The organism is Rubrobacter marinus (genome assembly GCF_011492965.1).
GTDB classification, from domain to species: domain Bacteria; phylum Actinomycetota; class Rubrobacteria; order Rubrobacterales; family Rubrobacteraceae; genus Rubrobacter_F; species Rubrobacter_F marinus.
On record NZ_CP045122.1, the window covers coordinates 108,810 to 135,186 of the forward strand.

Annotated in this window: 18 protein-coding genes and 1 pseudogene; 1 reads left to right on the plus strand and 18 read right to left on the minus strand. The window is 68.1% G+C overall.

The features are described from left to right. Positions 1-266 precede the first annotated feature (266 nt). From GBA65_RS21810 to GBA65_RS25675, 10 genes are all read right to left on the minus strand, one after another. Positions 267-4,802: a hypothetical protein gene (locus GBA65_RS21810; RefSeq protein ID WP_166398737.1), complete on the minus strand. Its 4,536-nt coding sequence runs from the start codon at positions 4,800-4,802 to the stop codon at positions 267-269. Positions 4,803-5,054: 252 nt separating this feature from the next. Next, the gene (locus GBA65_RS21815; RefSeq protein ID WP_166398738.1) at positions 5,055-6,059 is read right to left on the minus strand and encodes an alkaline phosphatase family protein; all 1,005 of its coding nucleotides are present in this window, start codon (positions 6,057-6,059) and stop codon (positions 5,055-5,057) included. Between the two features lie 40 nt (positions 6,060-6,099). Then, positions 6,100-7,098 carry a cation diffusion facilitator family transporter gene (locus GBA65_RS21820; protein WP_166398739.1) on the minus strand — a complete coding sequence of 333 codons (999 nt, stop codon included), beginning with the start codon at positions 7,096-7,098 and terminating at the stop codon, positions 6,100-6,102. 94 nt (positions 7,099-7,192) lie between these two features. Next, on the minus strand, positions 7,193-7,927 hold the full coding sequence (locus tag GBA65_RS21825) for a ZIP family metal transporter (RefSeq protein ID WP_166398740.1): 735 nt from the start codon (positions 7,925-7,927) through the stop codon (positions 7,193-7,195). Positions 7,928-8,006: 79 nt separating this feature from the next. Then, the gene (locus tag GBA65_RS21830; protein WP_166398741.1) at positions 8,007-8,441 is read right to left on the minus strand and encodes a hypothetical protein; all 435 of its coding nucleotides are present in this window, start codon (positions 8,439-8,441) and stop codon (positions 8,007-8,009) included. Positions 8,442-8,581: 140 nt separating this feature from the next. Continuing rightward, on the minus strand, positions 8,582-8,809 hold the full coding sequence (locus tag GBA65_RS21835) for a hypothetical protein (protein WP_166398742.1): 228 nt from the start codon (positions 8,807-8,809) through the stop codon (positions 8,582-8,584). 27 nt (positions 8,810-8,836) lie between these two features. Further along, on the minus strand, positions 8,837-9,490 hold the full coding sequence (locus GBA65_RS21840; RefSeq protein WP_166398743.1) for a DUF305 domain-containing protein: 654 nt from the start codon (positions 9,488-9,490) through the stop codon (positions 8,837-8,839). 1 nt (position 9,491) lies between these two features. Continuing rightward, complete coding sequence (locus GBA65_RS21845) at positions 9,492-9,998, minus strand: DUF3105 domain-containing protein (protein WP_166398744.1); 507 nt, start codon at positions 9,996-9,998, stop codon at positions 9,492-9,494. A gap of 194 nt (positions 9,999-10,192) precedes the next feature. Further along, positions 10,193-10,489 carry a hypothetical protein gene (locus GBA65_RS21850; protein ID WP_207956404.1) on the minus strand — a complete coding sequence of 99 codons (297 nt, stop codon included), beginning with the start codon at positions 10,487-10,489 and terminating at the stop codon, positions 10,193-10,195. 179 nt (positions 10,490-10,668) lie between these two features. Further along, positions 10,669-12,648 carry an LTA synthase family protein gene (locus GBA65_RS25675; protein WP_166398746.1) on the minus strand — a complete coding sequence of 660 codons (1,980 nt, stop codon included), beginning with the start codon at positions 12,646-12,648 and terminating at the stop codon, positions 10,669-10,671. Between the two features lie 831 nt (positions 12,649-13,479). Here GBA65_RS25675 and GBA65_RS21860 point away from each other — a divergent pair. Further along, positions 13,480-13,860: a CPBP family intramembrane glutamic endopeptidase gene (locus GBA65_RS21860; RefSeq protein ID WP_166398747.1), complete on the plus strand. Its 381-nt coding sequence runs from the start codon at positions 13,480-13,482 to the stop codon at positions 13,858-13,860. Here GBA65_RS21860 and GBA65_RS21865 read toward each other — a convergent pair. The 8 genes and pseudogenes from GBA65_RS21865 to GBA65_RS21900 all read right to left on the minus strand — a co-directional run bounded on the left by GBA65_RS21865 (position 13,849) and on the right by GBA65_RS21900 (position 25,425). After that, positions 13,849-16,056 (minus strand): transglutaminase family protein, encoded by a 2,208-nt coding sequence (locus GBA65_RS21865; RefSeq protein ID WP_166398748.1) that lies wholly within the window; start codon positions 16,054-16,056, stop codon positions 13,849-13,851. The genes GBA65_RS21860 and GBA65_RS21865 overlap by 12 nt on opposite strands. A 189-nt stretch (positions 16,057-16,245) precedes the next feature. Continuing rightward, the gene (locus GBA65_RS21870; protein WP_166398749.1) at positions 16,246-18,036 is read right to left on the minus strand and encodes a VanW family protein; all 1,791 of its coding nucleotides are present in this window, start codon (positions 18,034-18,036) and stop codon (positions 16,246-16,248) included. 58 nt (positions 18,037-18,094) lie between these two features. Beyond that, positions 18,095-19,174 (minus strand): S1C family serine protease, encoded by a 1,080-nt coding sequence (locus GBA65_RS21875; protein WP_228282065.1) that lies wholly within the window; start codon positions 19,172-19,174, stop codon positions 18,095-18,097. Positions 19,175-19,272: 98 nt separating this feature from the next. Beyond that, the gene (mrdA, locus tag GBA65_RS21880) at positions 19,273-21,348 is read right to left on the minus strand and encodes a penicillin-binding protein 2 (RefSeq protein WP_166398750.1); all 2,076 of its coding nucleotides are present in this window, start codon (positions 21,346-21,348) and stop codon (positions 19,273-19,275) included. A gap of 55 nt (positions 21,349-21,403) precedes the next feature. Next, complete coding sequence (locus GBA65_RS25885; protein ID WP_323127113.1) at positions 21,404-21,949, minus strand: sortase; 546 nt, start codon at positions 21,947-21,949, stop codon at positions 21,404-21,406. Between the two features lie 950 nt (positions 21,950-22,899). Beyond that, complete coding sequence (locus tag GBA65_RS25680; protein ID WP_266096640.1) at positions 22,900-23,097, minus strand: undecaprenyl-diphosphate phosphatase; 198 nt, start codon at positions 23,095-23,097, stop codon at positions 22,900-22,902. A gap of 5 nt (positions 23,098-23,102) precedes the next feature. Further along, positions 23,103-23,782 (minus strand): annotated as a pseudogene (locus tag GBA65_RS25685) (undecaprenyl-diphosphate phosphatase). A gap of 221 nt (positions 23,783-24,003) precedes the next feature. Next, the gene (locus tag GBA65_RS21900; protein ID WP_166398753.1) at positions 24,004-25,425 is read right to left on the minus strand and encodes a VanW family protein; all 1,422 of its coding nucleotides are present in this window, start codon (positions 25,423-25,425) and stop codon (positions 24,004-24,006) included. Positions 25,426-26,377: the final 952 nt, after the last annotated feature.

The following is a 26,377-nucleotide window of genomic DNA, read 5'->3' on the forward strand; positions in this document are numbered from 1 at the left end:
CGGATGTCGGCGGAGGCCCCGCTCTTTACCTCCTCGCCCGTTTTCGGGTCGTGGTAGGTCGCGCCCTTGGGCTCTATGTTCAGGCCGGCGAAGAGGCCGTGGTGGCGATGCCCCTGACGTCGCCGAAGTCGGTGAGGTTCGTAGCCCCGAGCTCGCCCTGCCCGGGTCGTCGGCGTACCAGCGGTAGAGCCTGGACTCGCCCGGCCCCACGGTCTGGTCGCGGTTGTAGCCCGCGGCGGTGCCGTCCGAGCCGCGCACGTCGTACTTCACGAGCTGCGGATGCAAGGAGACCCTGAGCCCGAGGGGGTGCCGGTGGCCGGCTCGGTGGGCAGCGTGGGATCGCCGTCCGTTCCGGCGTTGCCGTGCTCCGCGAGGAAGCGGTTCGTCAGCTTGTTGGTCAGGCGCGTCTCGATGCAGTCGCCCTCGTTGGCGCGAAGGACCAGGGGCTCGGGCTTCTTGGCGCCGCTTCGGATCGCGGCCTCGTCCTCGGCAAGGGCGTAGATCAGGCCGTAGGGGTCGTGGTCGCCCTCTTTGTTGTACTCGATCCTGGCCTCCATCGCCACGACGTTGAACTTCCTGGTCGGGGCTCCGGGCTCGCACGGCGTGCCGGGGGAGTTCGCCTCGGGCGGGGCCAAAGCACCCGAGCCGCCCGCGGGCTCGCCCTCGTTCGCAGGGACCGTCGCGGTGGGGGCGGCCGGGTCGGTGGCCTCTGTCGGCGAGGCGTTGTCCGGGAGGGGCTTGAGCGACGGGACCTGCTTGCCGCGGGCCCTCAAAAGGCCCCACACGCCCAGGTACAAATCATCCGTCGAGGTGGTCGAGTAGAGGTAGTCGCCGGCGCACGTGGCGTCGTTCGCGCCGCACTCCATCTTCGGCACCTTCATGTTGAACGCCTCGGAGATCCCCAGAGCCTGCGAACTCACGAGGGAGGACTCGGGGTCGTCGGGCTGCTGGCGCCAGCGCATGCCGTTGATGGCGAAGACGTGCTGCTCCTCCTGGGAGCCCTGGATCAGTCGCACCTGCACCGGGTCCTCGGAGTAGGCCTCGAGGAGCGGCGTCATCGGATCGCCGAAGACGGAGGAGCTGAAGGCGTGGGCGGGGTCGACCGATCGTCCGTTCTTCTCCTGCCGGAGCCTGAGCGGGGCGTTGCGGTAGTTTATGGCCATGACGCCAGGGTCGGCGTCGGAGAACGCCTCCGCCTCCGCCGGCGGGTTGACGGTGTCCGCGGGGTTCTTCGGATCCCCGCCCTTCTTCGTCAGGGTGACGAAGTCCTGAACCGCGAGGCCGAACTCGCGGAAGTCGTCCTTGGGACCCGGGCCGATGATATCCATCGCCGTTCCCGCTGCGTCCCCGGTGCAGGCGTCGCCGCACCGCGGGGCGCCGGGGGTCGAGCCGTTGCCGGGCTGGTAGAACTCGCCGGTCCGTGGGTTCCTGAAGTCCATGCCCTGCTTCTCGACGACGAGGGCGTTGAAGTAGCCGCGCCCCTGGTCGAGCGTGGGGAAGTGGTGGTCGTGGGCGAAAACGGTCCGAAGCTCGGTATCCGCGTACCAGCGCTCGGAAATCGTCTGCCCGGGGGCGAGCCCGCTGGAGGTCGTCTCCGGGTCGGCCTCGGGGTCGGTCTCGGCCGGCAGCGGTATCCTGCACCCACCCCAGTCGCAGGACTGCTTGCCGGCCAGGACGTCCTTCTGGAAGTCGGCCTGCTCCTTGGTGAAGGCGGCCTGCTGGTAGTTCCAGCCGTTGGAGGCGCCGTCGGAGGCCAGTACGTCGAACTTGACGAGGTGGATGTGGCCGCCGACCATGTTGGCCTGGTTCAGCCTGACGAAGGCGTCGTTTCCGACCCAGTTGGGAAGCCTGTTGGTCAGGTTGTAGTTTATGCAGTCGCCGGCGTTCACCCGGATAAACAGGGGCTCGGGCTTCTTCCTGCCGGCGAGGATGTCGTCCACGTCCTTGTCGAGGACGACCACGCGCCCCTGCGTGTCGTGCTCTCCCGCCTCGTTGTAGACGACGTCGGTCTGGATGATCGAGACGTTGTACGTCACCTCGCGCGAGCCCGACGGGCAGGGGTTCTTGAACGGCGCTCCGGGCAGGGCGTTCGCCGGCGTGTCCGGGTTGCCGGTGTAGTTCAGGTTCTGGACCTTCTCTTCGGTCCGGACCTTCTCGAGGAGCTCCGTCCTCACGGCCGCCTTCTGGGGGTCTTCGGGGGCCGCGGCGTCGGGATCGAGCGCGACGCCGGCGACGGCGCGTGCGGCGGGCTTGAGGTCCTCGCGCTCGATGGTGGCCGGATCGTCCTTGGCGAAGTCCTCGCGGATCGGGGTGGCGGGATCGTCCGGCTGGCCGCTCGAGACCGTCTCGCTGATGCTGCCCGGGGGCTGGGGCGCCCTCCAGCCGACCTTGCCGGGGATGAAGCGCGGGTAACCGGGGTTATCCGGGGTCGCCTGCGGCGCGTAGGGTCTGCCCGTCTCGGGGTTCGCCCCCTGGCGGTCGGGGAGCTGCTTGAGGGGCTTTACGTTTATGCCGTCGGGGTTCTTGTTCTTGCCGTCCTCGTAGACGTCGTGGACGCGGAAGAGGGACCAGAAGCCGTCGGCGAAGTGCGGGTAGAGGTGGCAGTGGAAGATCGAGTCCCCGAAGGTGCCCGGCTTGGAGCCCGCCCCGCCGATGAGGTCGGCGGTGAAGGTCTCGCCGGGACCGTAGGTCTGGGAGTCTATGGCGGTGGAGTCCTCGTCGTTCGGCTCGGCCTTCCACTGGTGGGCGTGCATGTGGAAGACGTGGGTCTCCTTGACGCCGGCGTGGACAAAACGGACCTTGCTCGGATCGCCCGGGTAGGAGCGGACGACGTTGGAGACGTAGCAGGAGGCCGAGTTGAAGCCCGGCTTGTCCAGCCCGCAGTCCTCGTCGTTGGTCCTCTGGGCGTTGGGCAGCCACGGTCCCTCGCCGCTGGCGAGCTTCACGAGCGCCGGGTCGCCGTAGACCCAGCTGGAGAGCGACGTCTCCTCGCCGACGGCATCGGGGGCGGCCTGTTCGGCCCCGCCCTCGCCCGCGGGGTTCGTCCCCACGCGGTTCTTGTCCGGCTCGGCGCCGTAGTTGAACCCGAAGCCGAAGCCGCCGGGGAGCTCGTCCTGGGAGATCTGCATGGTCTCGCGGAAGGCCTTGCCGCCCGGGGAGATGATGTCGGCGTCCACGTAGAGGTCGCCGCTCACGTCGTTGGTCTCGGTGTAGAGCTCCTTTCCGCTGACCGGGTCTCTGTAGGTCGAACCTTGGGGCTCGACGGCGAGGACGCCGTAGAGGCCGTGGGCGACGCTGCCGCTGTTCGCCTCGGAGCCGGCCGTGGCGCCCTGGTCGCGGAAGACGTAGGAGCCCTCCTGCTCGGGGGCCTTCCAGTAGTAGGTGATCTTGTTGTCCTGCTTCGGCGTCGCCGGGTCGTCTTCGTTGGGGACGGTCGTGTCGTCGTTGTAGCCGACGGCGCCGCCGTCGGAGGTCTGGGCGTCGTAGGACGGCCCGAAGGCCTTCATGGACGCGCGGGGGTCGTTGGGCAGCCCGTCGCCCCCGACCTCGGCCAGCTCGTTCGTGAACTCGACCTTGACGCACTCGCCGACGTTGGCCCGGATGACCAAAGGCCGCGGCCTCAGCCGGCGGTTGCCCGCCGGGTCCTGGGAGGGGTCGGCGGCGAGCGGCTTGCTCCAGTTCTTGACTGCCTCCTTGTCGCCCTGCAGCACGTACATCTGGCCGTGCGGGTCGACGTTGCCCCAGCGGTTGAAGGGGATCCTCACGTTGACCGCGGCCACGTCGTAGGACCGGTCGTAGGAGGCGGAGGAGCAAGAGGGGGAAGCTTGGGCCTCGGCCTCTGAGGAGAGGGCGTATCCGAAGACCGTCGGGCCCGCGAGGACCGCGAGGCCGACCGCAACCCCGCCGACGGCCGTCATGGCTCGAGGACGCCAGAAATGGAGAGCCTTCGGCTCCTCCCACGGCGTCCCGCGGAGCGTTGCGACCCCGAGGAGCAGGAGCAAGGCCGCGCCGAGCGTCACGCCGGCGTCGCGGCCGGCCTCCAAGAGGAAGGAGCCCGCCGCGGAGTGCTCGGCGGCGAGACCGTTCGCCGGCGCGCTCGCGAGCGCGTAGGCGGTGGCCGCAACGAGCGCCCAGGTGTAGCGGGACCAGAAGCTCGCTTCGGTCCTTCGCTCACCGCCGCCGAAGAGGGCGAAGAGCCACCGGGCGAGGGGCGTAGAGAGCCAGGCCACGAGGACCGAGAGGGGGACCGCTGGGCCGGAGCCTAGCAGCCAGGCGAGCACCGAGTCGACCTCGTGGCCGCCATGCGCCGGACCCCGAAGCAGATGCAGGGCCAGCCCGACCCCGAACGCCTGCAGGACGCCCAGAGCCAGGTAAGTCCTGGCCTTTGAGAACGCCCCCGAGAGCGCCACGAGCGCGATGATGAGGCCGAGCTCGGCGCCGGTCGCGAGGAGGTCCGGAAGGCCCACCTCCTCCACCATCCCGGCGTGCGGGCCGAAGAAGGGGATACCGACCGTACGCGTCACGGCGTAGAAGGAGACGAGCACGAGGTTGACCCCGATCCCCGCCAGAAAGAGCGGCCGCGCGGGCCAGCGCAACAGGGCAAGGCCGAAGAGCCCCTGAGCGGTGGCGGCGGCCAGGAAGAAGGCCCCGTAGCCCCACCACTCGGCGAGGTGGTGAGGGACCATCCACAGGTGAACGAAGGCTGCCACGAGCGACGAGACCGCGGCGAGGTACAAGATCGGGTCGGCGGCCGATACACTGGCACCACGCTTACCGATCTCTCTGAAAATCAGTGTCGTCACTTGGGTACCCCTCGCTGTCACGTTTCAACGGCCTGGGAGTATGGTGCGTCACGACGCTGAGCCCGCCCTCGCGCAGACGGGCGATCTTTGGTTAGCCCATATGGGCTACGGGGTAGGGCAGGCAGAGGAGTAGGGGCCTAAAGCCGGATACGGGGCTCGCCGCGACGGGGAAGATCCCCGGCTCGAGGCTTCCGCGAGAAGGCCCCGACGAGAGCGAAGGACCGGAGCCTGCCGCCCCGCGCGGTCCGACCCTCACCGACCCCGTCGATCGACGAGCACTTCGGTGAGGGCCCGTCCCTGGGCTTCGTTCGGCGGGCGAGTTCCCAGGAGGGCGGCGACCGTCGGGGCCACGTCCACGAGCTTGGGGTTCCGGGGCGTAACACCCGGGCGGACGCCCGCTCTCGACAGGACGAGCGGAACCCGCGTCTCCCGGGTGCTGGCGTGGGCGCCGCGCGACGCGCCGCCCTCCGGCGCCTCGAGGGCGAAGCCGTAGGGCTCCTCGGCCTCGACCACGAAGTCTCCGAGCTTGTCGCTCGCGCGCAGCTCCTCGAGGTCGGACCGGTCCAGAACCTGTGCTACATGCGGAGTATCCTCCAGGGCCGCCCGGACACGCTCCCGTCCCTTGGGCGTCGCCGCCCTCCCCAGCAGGGTGACGTCGGCGACGCGCACGGAGTTCAGGACCACGACGACCTCGGTGTCGGCGGAGGGGGAGCGGTCGGGAAGCACGACCTCCGGGCGGTAGCCGGCTCGGGCAATGGCGGCGAGTCCCTCTGTCGCCGGACGGCTCCACGTGGTCATGCCGTGGTCCGAGGTGAGCAGGAAGGTCGTCACCTCCCTGATGCCCGCGTCCTCCGTGGCCCGGACCAGCCGGCCGAGCTGACGGTCCATTTCGGCGAGGAGTGGCCCGGTGTTGGGGCTGTCCGCGCCCTCTTCGTGCCCGAGGCGGTCGAGGTCCGAACCGTAGACCGCGAGGAAGTCGGGGACCTTCGGCACGGTCACCGACCGGCCGCCCGAGTCCACGGGGCGGCGGTTGAGAATCTCGATAGCCGCGTCGACGCGGTTCCCGAAGCGAGCCCCCTCCTCCGACCCCGCCCCGAGAAGCAGCGCGAACGTCCACGCTGCGAGGAGGACGACCAGCAGGGAGAAGACGACGAAGAGGGCGTTAACAACGCGCTCGGGCGGCCGGACCACCTCGAGGGCCACCAGGGCCAACGCGGCGGCTGCCAGTAAACTTGCGAGGATCAGAAACGTCAGCACGACCTTCTCTCGCTCCCCTCCTCTCGCGAACCCCGACGGCTCACCGTGCGTCCCGTTTCTTTATCTCGGGGAGGAACTTGAGACGCCGTCCTTCCCCCTCGGCCTCGTGGTCGCCGACGTGGTCCACCTGAAGCGTGGTGTGCTCTAAGCCGAACTCCCGGTAGAGCACCTTCTCGACCTCGCGGCGCCTCTCGTGGCAGTCCTCGTTCTGGCCGACGAGGACGTGGGCGGCAAGGGCCGGGAAGCCCGATGTGATCTCCCAGACGTGCAGGTCGTGGACCTCCTCGACGCCCTCCACCCCGACCATCTTCCGGCCGACCTCGTTCACGTCGACGCTGCGCGGGGCGCCCTCGAGCAGGACGCTCGTCGAGTCGCGGAGGAGCTTCCAGGAGGAGCCCAGGACGAGTACTGCGATGAGGACGCTGATGATGGGGTCGGCGTAGCTCCATCCGGTGAAGATGATGATCAGGGAGGCAGCGATGGCGCCGACAGAGCCCATCACGTCGGCCATCACATGGCGCAAAGCCCCCTGTACGTTGAGGCTCTCGCCTCCCGAGCGCGAGAGGATCACCGCCCCCGCGACGTTCACCAGGAGCCCGAGGACGGCGATGAGGAGCATCCAGCCCCCGAGGATCTCCGGGGGGTCGGAGAAGCGCCTTATCGCCTCGTAGAAGATCCAGATCGAGATCGCCACGAGCGTGACGCCGTTGGCGAGGGCGGCGAGGATTTCGGCGCGCTTGTAGCCGAAGGAGCGGTTGGGAGTGGCGGGCCTGCCCGCGATCCACACAGCGAACAGGGCGAGCCCCAAGGAGGCCGAGTCGGAGGCCATGTGCCCGGCGTCCGCGAGCAGCGCGAGGGAGCCCGTGATCAGGCCGCCGACCACCTCCGCGGCGACGAAGGAGGTCGTCAGGGCGAAGACGACCGCCAGGGCCTTGCGATCCGCCCCGTGCCCGTGCGAGTGGCCGGCCCCACCGTGGTCGTGGCCGCTGTGGTGATTGTCATCATGGGAGTGTCCGTGCCCCCCGTGCGAATGTGCCATGTCTCCGAAGCCTTCCTTCCGTTCGGTCCTGCTTTCGCTTCGTCTCGTGGAGGTTGTCGCCGATTGTGGCCTGCCCTAAGGGGGGCTCACGTCGCTATTCCAGGTAGGCCGAGATCAGGGCGAAAAGGGCGAAGCCGCCGACGAAGAAGAGCGGCGCCAGGCGCCCCTCCCCCTCCTGTAGGGCCTCGTGGGCCTCGGGTACCAGCTCCTCGACGACCAGCGTGGTGAGGACGCCCGCCGTGAAGGTGAGCAGCATGAGCTGGTACAGCTCAGGGGCCCCGCGCATCCCCCAGTACCCGATCGTCGCGCCGAGGAAGATGGGCACCGCGAAGGCCGCGGATAAGAGCAGGCGCGTGCGCCTGGGGGTGCCCGCGTTCCTGAAGTTCGCCATCGTCGCGTACCCCTCCGGGACGTCCGCCGGCACCTGCCCCAGGGCAAGGAGCAGGCCCAGCCCCACAGCGACCGTCGAGCCTGTCCCGATTAGCACCCCGTCCGAGAAGAGGTCCACCGAGACCCCAAAAAAGATTACGTAGGGACCCGCGCTGCCCCCGCCGAAGCGCTCGCTTATCGCCTCGACGGCCGAGTCGACGGCGACGTAGAAGGCGCCGCCCAAAGCGAACGAGAGGACAATAAGCCAGGGCGGGTCGGCCTCGACCGCGCGCGGCATGAGCTCCACGGCCACCACCGCGATCACGATCCCGGCCGCAGCGTGCAGCGCCAGGCTCAGCGCGCGGCGGGAGGGACGGAAGAGCTCGGCGAGCAGCCCCCCGGCGAGATTGCCGACCGCAGGCATCGCGGCGAAAAGCAGTACGATAAGGTAATCTCTCATCGGCCGCTGCTCCAAAATCTCGTTGCAGCAACCCCGTTGCTCCCGCAACAGTAGGTGTGTCGGCAAAGCAGGATCGGCATCAGTGGTCTCCGAAACGCGTAAGCCGTCCGAACAGCGCGAACGCCAGCGCGGCGTAAACGACGAGCAGGAAGACCATGAACCAGCCCTCCTTGCTGAGACCTCGACCCCGCCGCAGCGCGACGAGCGCGACGACGAGCGCCACCTCCGCCGCGGTAGCCGATAAGTCTAGCGCGCCAACGCCCTCCACCTCCCAGGCGTGCGGCCCTAAGAACGGTATCCCTGCCGTACGCGTCACGAGCCACAGGGCTACGATCACGAGGTTGCCCGCGATGCCGACGGTATAGAAGGAGGATCCCCAGGGCCCACGCAGCAGGACGACGGCGTACGCTCCTTGGACGACGGCCGAGCCAACGAAGAAGGTCCCGTAGCCCCACCACTCCTCGAAGTGCTCGGGCGCCGCGAAGAGGTGGATCAGGGCCGCCGACAGGGACAACGTCGCTGCCGCGTACGAAGTTCGCGCCGCTCTATCCGTAAGAAAAGTCCCTCCGGTCCGATTCATCACTGCCTCCTCGAACGGAAGCGCACCGCGCTGCACCGTGAGGCCCTCGCGCGGAACCCGGATCCGTAAGGCCACTACTCCTGCCGGTACTGTTGCAGCGCCAACCAGAGCCCCGCGCCGACCTCGACCGCGGCCAGGGCTCGGACCAGGGTAGGCCGCTCTGCGAAGGCCTCCATCGCTACCTTGTAGCCCTGCGGCCCGAACCTCCACAGTAAGCTGTGCCTCCGTGGGGCCACAAGCCCGACTACCCCGTCCCCAACGACCAGCATCGCGACCAGTTCTGCGATATTCCTTGCGTCCATTGCTTGCTTCCTCTATGTTCTTCCGGTCTACTCGTCGGCGTCCATGTCCATCCCGTCCATACTCGGCTCTTGGTCTTCGACGGGTGGGGCGCCCATGTCCTCGAGCATCTCCTGCATAACCTCGATCTCGGCACGTTGGGAAGATTCGATGGCCCCGGCCAACTCCTCGACCGCGGGACGGTCCGTTTCTTCGAGGACGGCTTGGGCCATATCCAATGCCGCCCGGTGGTGGGGGATCAGCAATTCAAGGAACATCCTGTCCGCTTCCTCGGGGGACGCATCGGCGAGGGCTTCCACCTCTTCCGGGGAGGCCATGCCGGGCATGAGGCCTTCGGTAGGCATTTCCATCCACGCCATCGCGGGCTCGGATCCGGTGGGGGAGAGGCCCCAGGCGGAGAGCCAACCCTGCATCTGCCCGATCTGTCCCTGCTGCGTGAGGGCGATGTCCTCGGCGAGGATCCTCACGTCCTCATCCTCGGTCTTATCTCGCACGATCTCGGCCATCTCGACGGCCTGGGTGTGGTGCGCGGACATGTCCCTGGCGAACCCCGCCTCCGACGACCCTTCCCCGGGCGGCCTCCCCGACAGCCACAGCCACACCGCGAGCCCGAAGAGCACGACCGTCGCCGCCGCGAGGACCCAGACGAGGAAGGGATCCGCGGCCTTTCGCGAGCCCTTCATCCTAAGCCGTCTCCGCCGTCCCGCCGGTACAGGCCGCACCCGGCTCGGGGGTCTGGGGGCCGCGCCGGAAGGACTGTACGAACTCCTGGAGCTTGGGATCGTCCGCGCTCTCGACGGAGAGCTGCTTGCCCCACGCCGAGGCCACGATCGGGGTGTCCGCCGGAAGGTCGGCGTAGGGGCTCGCCATCAGGCAGTCCCGGCCCTCCACGAGCTCCCTCAGCCCGTCCTTGCCTTCCTGCGGGAGGTCTGGGGAGTAGGTGATCCAGACCGCGCCGTGCTCCATGGTATGCACCGCGGTCTCGTTCTGCACCGGCTCTTCGTAAAAGGCCGCATTTTGCCACACGTCGTTGTGCTCCCCGCCCACCGGCGGGCTCTGCTCGTAATCCACGGCGTCGGGGGTGTGGCCCTGCTCCACTTCGAACTCCTCTACCCCTGCGGGCTCTCCGCCGCCCCCGCTGCCCATGTCTATGACGACCACGGCGACGAAGGCCGCGAGTACCGCGAGCACCGCTGCCCCTATAATGATGGTTCCCCAGCTACGTTCCCTACCGATGCCTCTGCCCGCGGGGTTGGGGGCTCCCCGACCGTCGCTCTGCTTGCCCAACACGAATCCTTTCTCCTTGAACTTCGGGTACCGCCGGACATGGGCCGGGGGCGCCGCAAAGCCGCCACCGGCCAGGCCGGCGTGTTCGGAGGCCTGCTCTAGAGGCCGAAAAGAACCCGGGGAGGAGGGGTGTCGGGCGAAAGGTAGGTTTCGACGGGGCGTCGATGGTCGCCGACGAATCGCCGGCCGAGGAGCGACGCGAAGGCGAGCGTGGTGGCAGCGGAGTTCACGAGCACGGCGGCCACGCAAGCGGCCGAGAAACCGCCGCCGTGGGCCGCGTGCGAGGAGGACTGAGAGGGCTCGGGGCAGCCGCCTGCGCCGCACAAACCCGCCGCGTCGAGGTAGGGGTGCATCGCCAGGAACGCAGCCACAAGCACCGCAAGGAGCGCGACCATGTGTGTGCGGCGTACGGTCAACAAAGCGAACGAATTATACAAACGGTAGGGCGCATGTTGCGCCCCCGACCTGATCCGAGTCGGCGAGGTCCGAAAAGACTCGCGCACTCTTCCGAGCCGCGTACGCCGTCGGGTACTCGAAAGCGCAGAACCTCGGCCAGGGCGCCTGCGGGTCGGCGTCAGCCGCCGTAGTCGTCGGCGACGCCCTTGCGCCACTCCAGGAGCGCGTTCCGCCGCCTCTCGATCTCCTCGTCGGGGAGATCTTCGGCGAGGTTGCGCTGCTCCAGGGGGTCCTTCGACAGGTCGAAGACCTCGTCTGGCTGGTTGCCGTAGTGGTAGATGTACTTCTCGTTGCCCTTCAGGCTCGCCAGGCACTGGCGGTCGCCCCAGCAGCTGAAGTTCAAGGCGCGGTCCTCGGGGATCGCGCGTAGGGAGTTGCCGTCGTACTCCCCGCCCCGGATCCCGTACCCCAAGAGGTCGGCCACGGTCGGGAGGATGTCCGTCTGGTTGACCGGGGCCCCGACGCGCACGCTTCCGTTGAAGCGTTGGGGGTCGTGGACGATCATTGGTATCCTGAGGCCCTCCTCGTAGGGCACGTTGTCGTGCTGGCGGCGTCCGTCGTGCTCGCCGAAGGCCTCACCGTGGTCGCCGACGATCACGAAGACCGTGTCCTCATAAAGCCCCATCTCCTTGTACTGCTCGAAGAGGTCGCGCAGGAAGTAGTCCTCGTAGCGCACGGTGTTCAGGTACCGGTTCACCTCGTCCTCCTCGCCGAAGTCCTCGCGCCCGTAGCGATTGTCGGGGGCCCTGTAGTCGTGGTGGGCGGTGACCGTGAGGTAGGTCGCCATGAACGGCTGGCCTTCGGGTTTACGCTGCTGCAGCCACCTCCGGCTGGGGTCGAGCATGATCGCGTCCTCGTAGCCGAAGTAGTTGGCCTCCTCGAACCCCGTCGGATCCATGGACTCGACCGGGAAGAAATCCTGGTACCCGAAGTTCTCAACCACCTCCCGGCGCCGCTCGAACTCGCCCGTCGCCGACGAGAAGAAGGCCGTCCGGTAGCCCTGCTCCCCCAAAAGCTCGGGCAGGCACCGCGCCGGTATACCGTCGCCCAATGTCTCGGTGCCTCGGCGATCCGGGGGTGGGTTGATGCCACAGTTGATAGCGGTGAGACCGTTGGTGGTGTGTGGAACCACCGCGTAGGCCCGCTCGGCGAGTAGGCTGTCCTTCGCCAGCTCGTCCATGAACGGTGTTATGGTCGGCTCCCCCTCCTCCTGGTCCGAGGGGGTCAGGGACTTGTAGGGAGTCACAGACCGGGCGCGGGTCGAGTCGAGGACCACGACGACGACGTTGCGCTTCTGGGTTTGCGCCGTCTCCACCAGCTCTGCCGCCGGGGCCGGCTTCGCCGCCCGGGCCAACCCGGTGACCTCCGGGTTCGTCGCCGTCTCCTCGGTTGTCGACTCCTCCATCTCCTCCGCCACCACGTTGATGAAGGCGTCCCTGGAGAAGGACTCACGGGCGTCTGCGGGGCCGCCGGGCAAGAGCGCGAAGGAGAACATCGCGTACGCCGCCAGGCACGAGCCGACGGCGCCGAGCCAGGAGGCCCTCGGTGTCCCCGCCTCCTCCTGCGTGGCGGGCCACCCGCGCCACCGGCCGACGAAGCGCGTGAGGAGCCAGGGGCCGAGGATTGCGTAGGCGAGGACGGCCGAGACCAGCAGCCAGAGCATCGGGGACGCCTCCGAGGCGGCGACGGGCAGGACCTCCCCAAGGTTGGAGAGGGAGTAGAGGATGGTGTGGAAGTCCAGGGGGGAACCCGTGGCCGTAAAGAACCGGTAAGCCCCCGTCACGACCAGTGCGACGAGGATCGTCGATCCGTGGAATAGGGCGACGACGATCCAGCGGAGAAGACCCTTCCTGGCGACCGCGAACAACCCGATCCAGAGCAGCGCAAACCCCAAGGTGAACAAAAGGTCGGATCTCAAGAGCCCCAATGCCCCGGTAAGCCCCGCGTCTTCGGGCCTCGACGCGATGAGCGAGACTTTCAGGGCCAGATCGTAGACGGCGAACGGTACGAGGAGGGCGAGCAGGTACGCCCACTCGCGGCGGGTTAGGAGCAGGCGAGAGCGCCGGGGCGCTCCTCGTCGTGAATCTCGGGTAACCATAAATCGCGACGAGTTTAACAAAACTTTCACGAAATCCAGAATCCTGCACGACGTTGCGCGGACGCGGGCTCGGACACGGCCGCGGCGGCTTCTCCTCACCCCTCGCCTCCGGGGTGTCCTGCTGGGCGTCCTATCGCAACCAACCGCCCGAGCGACTACCCGTCCTCGGCGACGGGAGAACACAGTCGGATCACGGGCGCGAGAGCCCGCTTCGGTCTCCCAGAGCAGGGGCCGGATACACGCCAGACACTTAGGTCACCTTGCTCGCCTACGAGCAACCGGCTTGCGCAAAGGAGCGCGGGGGCCGGAATAATCGGCCAACGGCGATATACTCGGGGTGCTTATGAGGAAAGATCGTGGACGGCAGGGCATGAGCTTGGGCGTTCGGGCCGGGGTGGTGTCGGGGCGCAACGGTAAGTCCCCGAGAAGTCGGGCCGCGAGCCGTATCGCGTCGTGCCGCCGGGACGGCGCGTGCCCCACGGGGTGGGGTCGTGATCGAGAACCCGGCCGTGCTGCTGCTCTCGGTCGTGGCGCAGAACGTCGTCCTGGTCGTGCTTACGGTTGGGTTGTTCTGGGCAGGGTCTTCTTAGCCCGGAGGCTCGGCGCGGGGGCCGGTTACTCGTTGAGGGCTCTCGGCATCTCGAGGCCCAGGGGCGGCTTTGCCGCGGCGGCCGGGATCGGGTTCATCGTGGGCCTCGGGGTGGTGGTTGGTAGCCTCGTGATCGGGGCTTGAGCGCGCTCGTGTTGGAATCTCTGGGGTACTCGGCCGAGAACGAGGCTCAACGGTCGCTGCTTGGGGGCTTACGGGGTTGGGTGCAGGAGAGCCCGGGCGTGGCGATAGGGGCCGCCTTGCTCGTGATCGTGCTCTTCGGGCCCGCCGTCGAGGAGTTCGTCTTTCGTGGCGCCATCTTCGGCGGCCTGTACCGCCTGGGGGCTCTCTTTTCACGCAGGATGGGGGGGCGCGCGGAGGGTGCCGCCCGTTTCGCGGACCGGTTCTCTTTCCTGGGGGCGGCGCTCCTCTCGTCGGCCGTCTTCGCCGCGCTCCACCAATCCGCGGTCATAATCCCGGCGATCTTCTTGTTGGCCGTGGTGCTCTGCCTGCTCTACAGGAGGACGGGCAGCCTCCTATCGCCCTTCGTGGCGCACGCGACCTTCAACTCCTTCACCGTGTTGATCATCGTCCTGAGCGCCATAGGCGTGTCACCCCCTTAAGCGTCGTCGTAGGCGCGCCCACTGTGCCCTTTTCGCCAGCCTTCGCTTAAGAGATACCGCTACGGAGGTAGGGTTGATCGCCCCCAAAAAGCGCCTCCATCGCGGCACCTTACGGAACTCTCGGAGGGCATCCTCGTAGGGTTCGACGATCTTCGTCTCAGGCGCGGCCGAGTACAGGTGTTCGGAGTAGATCCGGGCGAACACCCCGAACGGTTCGACCTCCAAGCCCCGGTCCTTTGCAGCTCCGACCAAGCGCTCGGTGGGGGTGAGGGTTCGGTCGTCCGCGCCATACCCGTTCGACGCAAGGGGCCAGGAAACGTCCTCGAGACGGCCCGTGAGGTCGCGATACAGGGCCTCGGGCGTGGTTCGGGCCGCGAGCGCCCGCTTGAGGAGCGGAGTGCCTCCCGTGAGCAGGGCAAGCGTTAGCAGGATAGGGAGGAGCACGCCGGTGGTCGCCCAAACGCCGAGGCCCCTCCCCGCGGCGTCCGCCGGCTCCTGCAACGGCACACGTCCGTCGGGTTCAGGCTCATCGGCGCGGCCGGCGCCCCGATCGACGTCGGGAGGTACCGGCGCGCCGGGACTCGCGGTGCCCGAGGCGCCCGTGGGACCGGGCGCGTTCGCCTCCATGACGGAGGGGACGCCGAAGCCCGGCGTGGGGTCGAAGGGGTACCAGCCGACCTCGGGGAAGTAGATCTCCACCCACGTGTGCATGTTCTCCCCCCGCACCACGTACTCGTCGGGCCCGACCTCCTCCCCCGTCCTGGCGCCGTACACGAGCCGCGAGGGAACCCCGAGCTCGCGCGAGAGCAGCGTCATGGACGTCGCGAACTGCACGCAGAAGCCCTCTCTGCCGTCGCCGAGGAACTCCTCGAGGGCCCTGTCCGCCCGCCCGTAGTCCACGTCGAGGTTGTAGGCGAAGCCGCCGTCGTAGAGCAGGTAGCGCTCGATCGCCCGGGCTTTCTCGTAAGGCGTCGCGTCCTCGAGGCTGTAGTCCTCGCGAATCTTCCCGGCCGTGTCCTCCACCTCCCCCGGCAGGCCGCGCGGGAGCTGGAGGAACCTCTCGCGCACGGCGGCCGGGTAGTCGATGCCGGCCTCCTCGAGCTGCCGCTCGGTCGGTTGAGGGACCAGCGAGAGGACCCGGTAGCGGGAGCCGCCGGAGAGGGTCTCGTCCGAAACCCAGGAGCCGTCGGGGCGTTGTTCGGCGTCGGGCAGGGAGACCGAGGCCATGCGGTACCCTCCGAAGACGGCCTCGGTTTCGGCGTTCAGCACCTCGAAGCGCTGCTCGACGATGCGGGTCTCCACCCCTTGCGCGACCTCCCGGCCGTCGTCCTCCCCTGGGCGGACCCTGCTCGACCACCGCGCGCCGTCGAAGTAATCCAGGGTACCGCCGCGCCACAGGAGCGGCTCCTCGCTCCTCACCCTGAGCAGCTCGTTCTCGCGCCCGGCGTTCAGGTAGTTGCCGACGTCCGCCTCCACCGCGAGGCGAGAGGTGGTGCCGGTCCCGATCTGCGTCCAATCGATCAGCGCCGGGCGTATCGCCGCCCCGGCCAGCGGGGTGCTGGGCAGCGCGAGCACCAGGCCGACCACGATGACCCCCGCCAGGAGACCGCCGATCGGTCCGAGACGCCCACCTCCCGCCCCGGAGATCCCGGTCCCGGCCTCCCCGGAAGGGGTGAGCAGGAGGATGGCCACGCAGGAGGCGAGGAAGAGGGCGAAGTAGGGCCCGATCCCCGCCTCCTGATTGACCGTGCTCACGAGGCCGATGGTCAGGCCCAGCACCGCCATCGAGGGGACGGGGCTCCCCTCGTACAGCGTGGCCGAGGTCGCGAGGGCCACGAGGACGACAGCCACCGGTACGAGGATGATCAGGAGACCCGCCGTCGGCTCCTCGTAGGGGGGCGTCTCGGCGTACATCGTGCCGACCGCCTCGTACGCGTTCCGCCCGACGCGCGAGGCGAGCGAGCGCCAACCCCCCGGCGAGAGCGGAAGCCGCCCGTAAACGGAGACCAGCGCGTAGAGAGCGGCGGCGGGCAACATCAGCAAGAACCTGAAACGGCCCGAGGAGCCCGCGAGCAGGGCCACCAGCGCGGCCCCCAAGAACACCGGGAGCGCCCCACCGGTGAACAAGGTGGAGAAGGCAGCGGCGGTCGCCACTCCGGCGGCATAGAGAGGTGCCCTCACCCGCAATTGGTCCACTACCCGGTCCCCTCCCGACGCCTCGCCGTTTGCCCCAGGCACTCGCCGAAATCATCGGTACTACCCCGCGGACGTGGGGTAACGGAGCCGCTTCGGGCAAGACGTTGGAGTTCTCCGCTTCCGAGGGCCCGTCCGGTCGAACGCTCCCTGCTGTTAGGCTCCTCTATCGTTCGCATAATTCCTTTTCGGCTAAGGATTCACCGGCGCCGGCTCGAAGGCATCCATCGGTATGACCTCCCCGTTCTCCGACTCCAGGGCCCCGTAGGTGTCCTCGTGGAGAACCCCGTCGTAGACCACCTCCCCGTCCTCCGTGACCCTCTGGCGGGTCACCCACGTCGCGGAATACGGGGTCAAGGCGACCCGCCTGGAGCCCATCTCGACCTCCCTGCCCGTGGGTCGTCCCCAGACCTCGGCGTAGATGTAGCCGTCGTCGGAGACGTACTCGCGGATGAGCACGTAACCGTCCGAGGTATTCCGGAACTTCATGTCGAGCGCGCCGGCCCCGTTCTCGTCGCCGAACCACACGGTGGCGTCGAGGCCGGGCCGGATGTAAGGGAGCTGGGCGTAGTGGGGGCTGCGCTCGGTGACGTCGAGGCCCGCGTAGTTGGCGGCCATGTACAGGGTCGAGGTGACCTGGCAGAGCCCGCCGCCGTCGGCCAGGGTCTCCTTGCCGTCGACGATGACCTTCGAGGCGTTGTAGTCGAGCCCCGCGACGTTCTCGATCATGGAGAACGTTTCGCCCGGCGCCAGGACCATACCGTCGATGGCGTTCGAGGACATCCGGAGGTTCTCCACCCTCTCCGCGCTCTTGTCGCTCGTCAGCGTGTAGTCCGTGCGGTACCGGCCCAGAAGCTCCGTGGGCTTGAGCTCCTCGGCGCGGGCGGTGGTGAGCTCGGGCTCATCGGTGACGACGGGCACCTCGTACTCGCGTTGCCCCTCGAAGAGCCCCTGCTCGAGGTCCGCGAAGAGGGCCTCCTCGTCTATCGCCTTCCCGCTCTGGCCCGGTGTTACGGTGACCTCGCCGCCATTCATCTCGTATCCTGATTCGACCGGTTGGACCGCGAGCGCCGCGTACATCTCCGGGAGAGACTCGCGAAGACGATCGCGGTCGACCTCCACCAGAATCTCGCCCTCGCGGGCGGTGACGTCGAGGGACCGCCCGATCTGGGCCGGCGCCAGGTCCCACTGCCCAGCAGCGGCCATGAAGACCACCGTACCGGACATGGCCGCCCGAGCCTTCTCGGCCGACTCCTCGGCCTCCGGGGTGAGCACGCTCGGTTCCAGCTTCCTGCCCGCCACCTCGACCTCTCCGGTCGCGGCTTCCAAGGCCGTCGCGAGGTTGGCCATCGTGGCGGGTACGTCGACCTCGTACCCCTCCCTGGCCCCTACAACGCCGACCTCGGCCCCCTCGATCGAGACCGAAGCCTCCCGGGGCTCCTCGTTCAGCCGCGCGGCGAGGCCCTCGACCTTGGCCTTCGCGACCTTGGGCCGGTAATCCACCTTCGGGGCAACGCTGGCCGCGCCGAAGGCGGCCCGCACCCGGTCGCCGAAGCGCTCCGTCACGCTCCCCTCCCTGCCAGCGGCGTAGGCTCGGTCAACGGTGCCGGCGACGTCGAGATCGACGCCCATCTCCTCTCCGGAGAAGGGGAACCTCTCCGGGCCTCGTTCGAGCACGATTTCTCCGAGCACGCCCCGTTCGGGGTCTCCCAGGATCTCTCCGGCCTCCTCGGGGGTCTTGCCGCCCAAGTCCACGCCCCCGACCGACACCCCGCGATGGATCACGCCCGCATCGACCCCGGAGTCAAGCGCCACGAGCAGGGACGCGACGGCGCACAACACGATGGTCAGCGGGCCCACAAGCCTCCTCACCCGGACCCAGGCCGATCCTGCCGTGGCGCCCCAACGGTACGTCGCGAACCTATCGAATTCCCCTTTCGCCTTGCGCTGCGTAGTCTTCTTCTCGGTGTCCCACACGGTCACGTCCTCCCTCTGGGAGCTTCCCTCGGTGCTGCGGGGCGCACCGCTCGGCACATCCCCCTCAATCCTGGCGCTCCCCCAACTCGACGCTTACCTCCCGCTCCTCGCCCTCCCTCACGACGGTGAGCTGGAGCGCCTCGCCGGGTGTGTAGTCGCGCAATGCTGCGAGCAGGTCCCCCGAGCTTTGGACCTCCGTCGAGCCGGCGGCGGTCACGACATCCTGGGGCGCCACTCCGGCCTCATCGGCGGGACCGCCCGGCTCGACCTCAGCGACGAGAGCGCCAGAATCCACCGAGATCCCGAACCGTTCCGCAGCCTCCGGGGTGACGTCTGCCAGGGAGACCCCCAGGTATGGCGTGGAGACTTTCCCGTTGTCTATGAGCTGGTCGGCTACGGAAGTCGCCGTGTCCGAGGGGATGGCAAACCCGATGTTTTCGGCCCCCGTCTGGCTCGGGGGCAGGTAGGCGACGTTGATCCCCACGATCTCGCCGTTCCGGTTCGCAAGGGCGCCGCCGGAGTTGCCGGGGGAGATCGCGGCGTCCGTCTGGATCAGGTCCACGAGCGCCGTCTCCTGCCGCCCGCCGGTGAGCTCTGCGGGGACCTCCCTATTTAGGCCGCTGATGACGCCCTGGGTCACGGTCGACTGGAAACCCGAGGGACTGCCGACGGCGACCGCCAGTTGCCCGGCCACGAGGTCGTTGCCCCGGCCGAACCTGGCGGCGGGGAGGTCGCCGCGGTCCACCTTGATCACGGCCAGGTCGGTAAACGGGTCCCCGCCGACTACGCGACCTTCTTCGGTAGTCCCGTCGGCGAAGGCCACGCTGACCTCCCGGGCGTCTTGGACGACGTGATCGTTGGTGACGATGTATCCGTCGTCGCGGTAGATGACGCCGCTCCCCACCCCCTCGCCCTCCTGGGTCCCGAGTGGCGTATCCTGAACCGCCCGCACGTTCACTTGCACCACCGACGGGCTGATCTGCGACGCGACGCGCGCCGCGGGTTCCTCCGCCGGGGCGCCGGCGGACGGCGGGACGTCCGTCCGACCTCCCCGGGCGCGATCTTGGCCCGCGTCGCTCCCCGTGCAGCCCACGGCCGCAAAGGCCACGGCGAGCCCGAAGACGACTACGATGAATGTCCTCAAAATTTTTGCCTCCTGTCTTGGTGCGGAGCGTACGCTTCGTCTCGAAACTTCTTGCTGCAGATCGGTCGCTGGCCGCGTCGGCGGGCGTCGCACGCCGCTCACGACGTCCCTCCCGCAGTATCCAGTGGCGCTTCGGCGGTCCTGAACGGGTCGTCCGGGGATTGCTCCATGCCGTAGAATGCCTCGATCACGTGCCTGACGGCCGGGGCCGCCGTCACCTCGCTGCCCTCCTCGAAGGCGCCGCCGTCCTCGACCATCGCGAGCACGATGAGCGGACGCCCTTCGGTCTCGGCCCAACCGACATACCAGTTGACGAACCGGCCGCCCGTGAGCTCGCCCGTCCCTGTCTTGCCGAGCATAGGCAGGCGCGAGCCCTCGAACGGCCACTCGGCCGTCCCGCCCTCTTCGGTCACCTTCCGAAGACCGTCCTTGGTCTCTTCGAGGGCCGAGGCGCTCACGTCCGACCGTGCTGCGGGCTCCGGCTCGATCTTCTCGACGGTCCTACCGCTCTGGTCCCGGATCTCCTTTGCGACGTGCGGGGTGACGAGCGTGCCGCCGTTCTCTATCGCGGCGTAGCCCCTTATGAGTTGCGCCGGGGTGGCGAGGAGGTCGCCCTGGCCGATGGCCATGTTCACCCAGCGGCCGACGGTCCACAGCTTGTCCTCGGAGGTGCCGCCGGCCTCCTCCTGCCATTCTCGGGTCGGCACCCTTCCCGCAGCCTCGCCCGGGAGGTCGATACCCGTAAGGGAGCCGAAGCCGAACCTCTCGTAGAACTTCGGCAGCCAGTCCTCGTCGTCGGTGGCGTTCCAGATCCGGTCGGCGACCTCGTAGAAGAACTTGTTGTTCGAGTCCATGAGGGCCTCGGCGTAGTTCTGGGTGCCGTGCGTGCCGTAGCCCCCGTTCTCCCGCCAGCTCTGCCAGCAACCACCCGTCGCGCCCCCCGGGCGCCAGCACTCTCCGGTGTCGGTTACCGCTGTCGCGGCGTCGATCACGCCGGAGACGAGGCCGGCCATCCCCGTGAACACCTTGAAGGTCGAGGCAGCAGGATACGTCCCCGCTATGGCGCGGTTGGAGAAGGGGGCGTTGGCGTACTCGGAGTTTAGGTAGTCGAACTGCTCGACCTCCTCGGCCCCCGTTATGCCGCCGACGAAAAGCTGCGGGTCGAAGTCCGGGCGGCTGGTAGACGCGAGGATCTCGCCGTTGCGGGGGTCCATTGCGATCAGCGCTCCCCCCGAGCCCGCGTAACCGTTCTCCTGGGCGCGAAGGAGGGCAGCGTCGAGTTCCTTTTCTGCGGTCTTCTGGAGCTCCACGTCGACGGTGAGCACCACGTCCTTGCCGGGGACGGGTTCGGTGACGCGGGCGGGCTCGCCCTGCTCGGGGATCTCCTCATCGCGGCCGTCGTAGCGGCTGCCGTCGGCCATGCGCACCTCGACCTCCCGGCCCAACGCGTCGACGTTGTACTCCTTCCTGCCCGGCGTGCCCCGCAGAACGTCCTCGTAGGCGAGCTCGATGCCGCCCTTACCGACGACGGCGGCCTGCTCGAGGCCCTCGTAGATGCCGCCCCCGCCCAACTCCTCCGGCGTGACGGCGCCGGTGTAGCCGAGGACGTGCGAGGCGAGAGAGTTCTCCGGGTAGTTGCGCACGTAGTCTTCGTTGACGACGAGGCCCTTGAACTCCTCGGTCCTCTCGCTTACGTACATGACGTCCTCGCGGGTCGCGTTCTCCTTGACGAGCATCGGGCTGTACTGGTTGCCGGAGGAGAAGGCCGCGTCGTACTGGGCCAGCACGGCCTCCTCGTCGGCCCCGAGGATGCCCGTCAATTCTTCTACCTTCTCGCGGGGGATGGCGTTCGGGACGATGGTGACGTTGAGGCCGGGGACGTTGTTCGCGAGGACCTTACCGTTCCGGTCGTAGATCACGCCGCGCTCGGGGGGCAGATCGGTCGCCCGCGTAGAAGACGCGTGAGCGGAGAGCGCGCTGTCTTCGCTCGTGATGACCTGGAGGTACCAGAGCCTGAAGCCCAGAGTCACGAACACGGCCGCGACCACCGTCGCGAGCGCGACGACGCGGACCTGTATCCCGGCCTGGGTGATCGCGGACTTCGGATCCCGTTTCCCATCGGGCCTCCTATCCCTCCGAGTCTCGTTGCGGCGCTTGGCGTCAACCCGCGTCATGCTCGGGCTTCCTTACGAAGGTTCCCGAGCGCTGTAGCATCCACTACAGATACCCCTAAGAGATCAGCTCGGCCTGGACGATGAGCCTTCGGGAGTAGTCGGGGAGCGTGCACGTCTGCAGCGTGAGCACGTCCTTGCCCGGCACGGGCTCCGTCACGTACAGGTCCGTGGGGTTCACGACGAACTCCTTGAAGACCCTGTACGTGTACCGGTTGCCGTCGGCGTCCTCGACGAAGACCTCGTCGCCGTTCTCCAGGGCGTCGAGGTCCCAGAAGGCCAGGAAGCTCGGCTCGTTCGGGTAGCCCAGGCGGTGTCCGGCCAGGTAGGTGTTCGCCCCGTCTTCCCAGGGGAAGCCCGTACCCTCGAGGTGGATGCCGGCGTTGTTCTTGAGGGCCTCCTCGTCGTCGCCGGCGGCGTCGGGAAGGTTGCGCCCTCGATGCGGGCCATCTTCGGGATCGTGACCTTCAGCGTCTTGTCCTCGGGTCCTTCCCCCGCGGCCTCGGTGGCTTCGGTGGCCTCCCGTGTGGATCCAACCTCGGGTACGTTGAAGCCTCCGGGGTCGGCCCCCTTCGCGGCGGTATCGCCCGAGCCCAGCCCCAATGCGAAGTAAGCAATCAGCACGACGCCACCGGCTATGAGGAGCAAGCTCAACGCTCCCGTCAGCAAGCCTTTTGAGCGCAACTCTTTACCACCTCTCCGAATCGCTCTAGAACTTCTCGTCTTACGACCGGGGGCCGACCGACGCCCTTCGTTGGAGGACCGTTCGGTCGAGGATGGTTCCGGGCGACGCACGAAACCCGCGATGCTCGGGACGCGAGAGCCAGCCCAGCTGGCTCCGTGCCGGCCCGTCGCCGGACCTCCGCCAACGATGGCGTCGCTTCCGCCAGCAAGAAGAGCGCGGGTAGCCCGAGATGGTTACCGCTCTCGGGGCATTTTTTCGAGAAAGTTCCGGCTCGTCACCGCCCCCAAAAGGGGTACGGCTTAAAGCCGGAGCACCCGTAGGAGAACGACGGTAGGCCCACGCCGTCGTCCGAGGGCAACGGGACGGGGCCATGGCCCGGCGACTTGCGCGTGGCGCACGGGGTCGGCCTTGCAGGCGCGGTTCAGGCGCGACCAGAAGAAAGCTCCCAAAGACAGGAGGAAACCTACGGCGTAGTAGCCCAGATCCTCCGCATCCGCGCCCAAGGCACCGTCGTCCTCCTGCTCGGCCGGGGAGTCCGCAAGGGACAGGTGCCCCGCGATCGGGCTCGGGCCGACGAGGAGGAGTTGGTGTACGGTCCCTAAGGCCCCGTGGCACAGGAGCAGCGCAACCACCAACAGGGGGATCAACGCCCTCCCGATTCTTGTCCCGCGTACCGAGCTGATGCGCGCCTCCATCACGAAGATCCGGATTCCGTGGAGCATAGTATCGCGTCGTGGACGGTTCTTAAACAACGGTCGGTCGAGATGCACGGCCCCTACGCTCATCGGCCCCAACTCCTGCGCGAAACCGCCGCGTTGCGGGAGAACACGCCCGGCTTGTCCCGCTGGCGCGGCTGCCCGTGGCGGACCTCAGGCGCCCAGTAGCAGGAGCGCGGCCACCAGCGCCGCGAGCGCGAACCGGTAGTAGGCGAACAAGTTGAGGCTGTGCCCGGACAGGTAATTCAGCAGGAATTTGATCGCGAGGTACCCCACGATGGCGGAGGAGGCGAAGCCCGCAAGAAAGAACAGGACTTCCGGGCCGCCCATGCTCTCGCTCGCCGCCTTCACCAGGCTCAAGGCCCCGCGCCGACGACGATCGGGACGCTCAGGAGGAAGGAGAAGCGGGCCGCCTCCTCGCGCCTGAGGCCGAGGAAGAGCCCGAGCGTTATCGTCGCCCCCGAACGAGAGACCCCGGGACGAGCGCCGCCGCCTGGGCGAACCCGACGCCTAAAGCCTCGCGGAAGTTCATCGTGGAAACCCGCCGGCTCTTCTTGCCCACCGCCTCCCCGACCACGAAGAGCACCCCAACGGCCGCGAGGTTGAGGACCACGACCCACGGCGAGCGCAACGAAGTCCTGAGGAGATCCTCGAGGACGAAACCGAGGATCGCCGCGGGGACGGTGGCCGCTAGGACCAGGTAGGCGAGGCGCTGGTCGTCGTCGGAGAGGTCCGGCCTGGGGAAGGAGCGGAGGAAGGCGAGCACCATCGCGGTCAGGTCACGCCTGAAGAAGGAGACCACCGCAACTATCGTCCCCAGGTGCACCGCCGCGTCGAAGGAGAGCCCGAAGGTCTCCTGGTCCAGCCCCAGGAAGTACTGCCCCAGCAGGAGATGGCCGGAGCTCGAGATCGGCAGGAACTCCGTGAGTCCCTGAACCACGCCCAGAATTATCGCCTCGATCAGCCCCGACAAGGTTTCCTCCGTTTCCGTCTGATGAACCCGCCCATGTTGACAGGCCGCGCGCCGATCGGCCACATACGAACGGTGGGTTGCCCCACCGCGGTACGCCTCTCGCGCACCGCGATGCTTCGTCGTAGGCCGAAGGAGGTTCGGTGAGGGACACGGTAAGCGTTAGCGGCGCCGAGGCGCGACCTCGATGCCGACGCCGCCGACAATGGCGCCCGCTAAAGCTTTAATTGCGGGCAGGCGCGGCGGTGTCGAGGAGGACCGGCCGTCGCCTCTCCCAGGGCGCCAAGCTAATTCGCCCAGCCGGTTGTGTTGGACGGGTCGATCCAACCCGCGGTGCGCGGCTCGCTCGTCTCGTGCTTCATCTCCTCGGGAACGGGCGGGTTGTAGCTGTACGTGTCCGTGTACAGAGTGTCGTCGAAGACGACCTCCCCATCTTCGTCCGTCACCTTCTTGGAGGTAACCCAGGTGATCCCCGTCGTTAGGCTCTCCTCGACCTTTTCCGAGGACATTACGATCTGGTCGCCGGAGGGTTTGTTGCCGAGGATCTGGGCGGTGAGGAAGCCGTCCTCGTCCACGAATTCCCGGATCAGGATGTTCCCGTCGGTGGTGTTCTTGAACTTCATGTCCAGGGGCTCGACCCCCTCGCCGCCGAACCACACCGTCGCGTCGAAGCCCGGCTTTATGTAGGACAAGAGCGCGTAGTGGGGGCTGCGCTCGGTGATCTCGAGCCCCGCGTAGTTTGCCGCCATGTACAGGGTGGAGGAGACCTGGCAGAGACCGCCGCCCTCTTCCAAAGCCACGCCGCCGTCGGCGAAGACTTTGGCGGGCTCGTAGTCCAAGGGCTCCAGTACCGCGAGTGCCGAGAACTCCTCCCCCGGCGCGAGCACCGTCTCGTTGATGGCGCCCGAAGCCTTTCTGAGGTTCGCCTGGCGGCCCGGGTCCGGATCCCAGGCGTAGTCCGTCTTGTACTCGCCGAGCAGCTCCGTCGGGGCGCTCGCGCGAGCCTCCTCCGTGGAGACCGCGGGCGCCTCCCGCTTCTCCGCCAAGGCGACCTCGCCGCTCAACCCCTCGAGCGAACGACCGAGGTTCTCGAGGGTCCCGTCGACGTTCACGCTGCGCCCCTCGACGGCGGGCTCGACCTCGACCTCGCCAGCCTCGGTCACGGTCGGAGCGGCGTCCTTGGGCTCGGTGTTCAGCTTTTCCGCCAGGCCCTCGGTGGCCCCGCGGGCGGCGGCCTCGTCGTAGGTGGCCTCGGCCGTCACGCCGACCCCGCCTCCGACGTAGGAGCCGAAGAAGTCGGAGATTCGCTGGAAGGGGCCGCCGCGCCGGCCGACGGAGTAGGCCTCCTCGACCGCCGAGTCGGCGTCCACCTTCACCCCGAGCTCCTCGGCGGTGAAGGTGGCGCCGTCGCCGAGGTTTATCTCCCCGAGCCTCCCGGAGACGTGGCGGGTGAGGGCGTCGGCCGCCTCGCCCCTGGTCATGCCGCTCAGGTCGACCTCGCCGGAGTGGACCCCGCGGCGGATGGTGTCGCCGTGCACCACGGAGTAGTCCACGAAGATACCCCCGACGAAAAGCGCCCCGGCGGCCGCGGCGATCGCGGCCAGGCGACGACGGCGAAAGTTCGCGCGCCTATCCCCCTTCGCCTTCGGGAGATTACGACGATGTTTGCGGGACCCGTAGGGCCCGGCAGTTCTGTTCAGCTCTTTCAAGGTCCGCCCCTCCTGCAGTGTCGATCGACGCAACCTCTTGCTTCGACGACGTAGCCCTCCTGCGAACGTTGCCGATGCGTGCTCCGTCTGGTGGTGCCTCGATCAGTTACCTTATCGCACCCTACGGCGAATTTGGTCGTAAAGCTCGCGCCGTGCATGAGCAAGCCCGACGGAAGACCGCATGCGGACGGCATACCGTCTGCTTCAAAAGCGCGCCGATCATGCGTGCAGGGGCAAACCTAGCCACGACCCTACGCATATCCGTCGTACGGGTGGCACAAGACCCACCCCGACGGACCTCGGTTCGCCCGTCGTAGGCCGGGCGTTTCGGAAGAAGCGTGATGGTCGGCTTACCCTCGGCCACTGGAACCTCCGTGCGGCCTCGTTACCTCGAAGCAGTTCGGCGAAACGGGAGATCGCGCGACGGTTTGGTTTTATACGAAATATGGTATGAGTGTAGTTGTGTTGGTGGGAGCCGCAGAGGTGGCGAGATGAGGTTCGAAGTCCTGCACGCGGAGGGCTGTTCGGGGTACGAGGCGACGGAGAGGAACCTGAGGGAGGTACTCGCCGAGGAAAGCATGGAGGCGGCGGAGGTGGAGTTGGTGGAGGTGCGCACCGACGAGGAAGCCCGGCGTCTCCGGTTCCCCGGCAGCCCACGGTTCGGGTGGACGGAAGGGATCTCTTCGGATCTCCCGGGGAGTCGGGGAGAGGCGGGTGGGGGCTTGGGTGACGAACCTACGCGGCCCCGTCGGGCTGCGAGGCCACCCGAGCGCGGGATGATCCGGGAAGCGCTCGAAGCGAGGAGAGGAGGGCCGATGCCGAAGGCCGTGCTTAGGGACGAGGTGCGGGAGCTGCTGGAGGACGGGGCGCAGCTCGTGGAGGTGCTGCCCGCGAGGAGTACGAGGAGGCGCACCTCCCGGGGCCATCAACATACCCCTCAGGGAGCTGGACC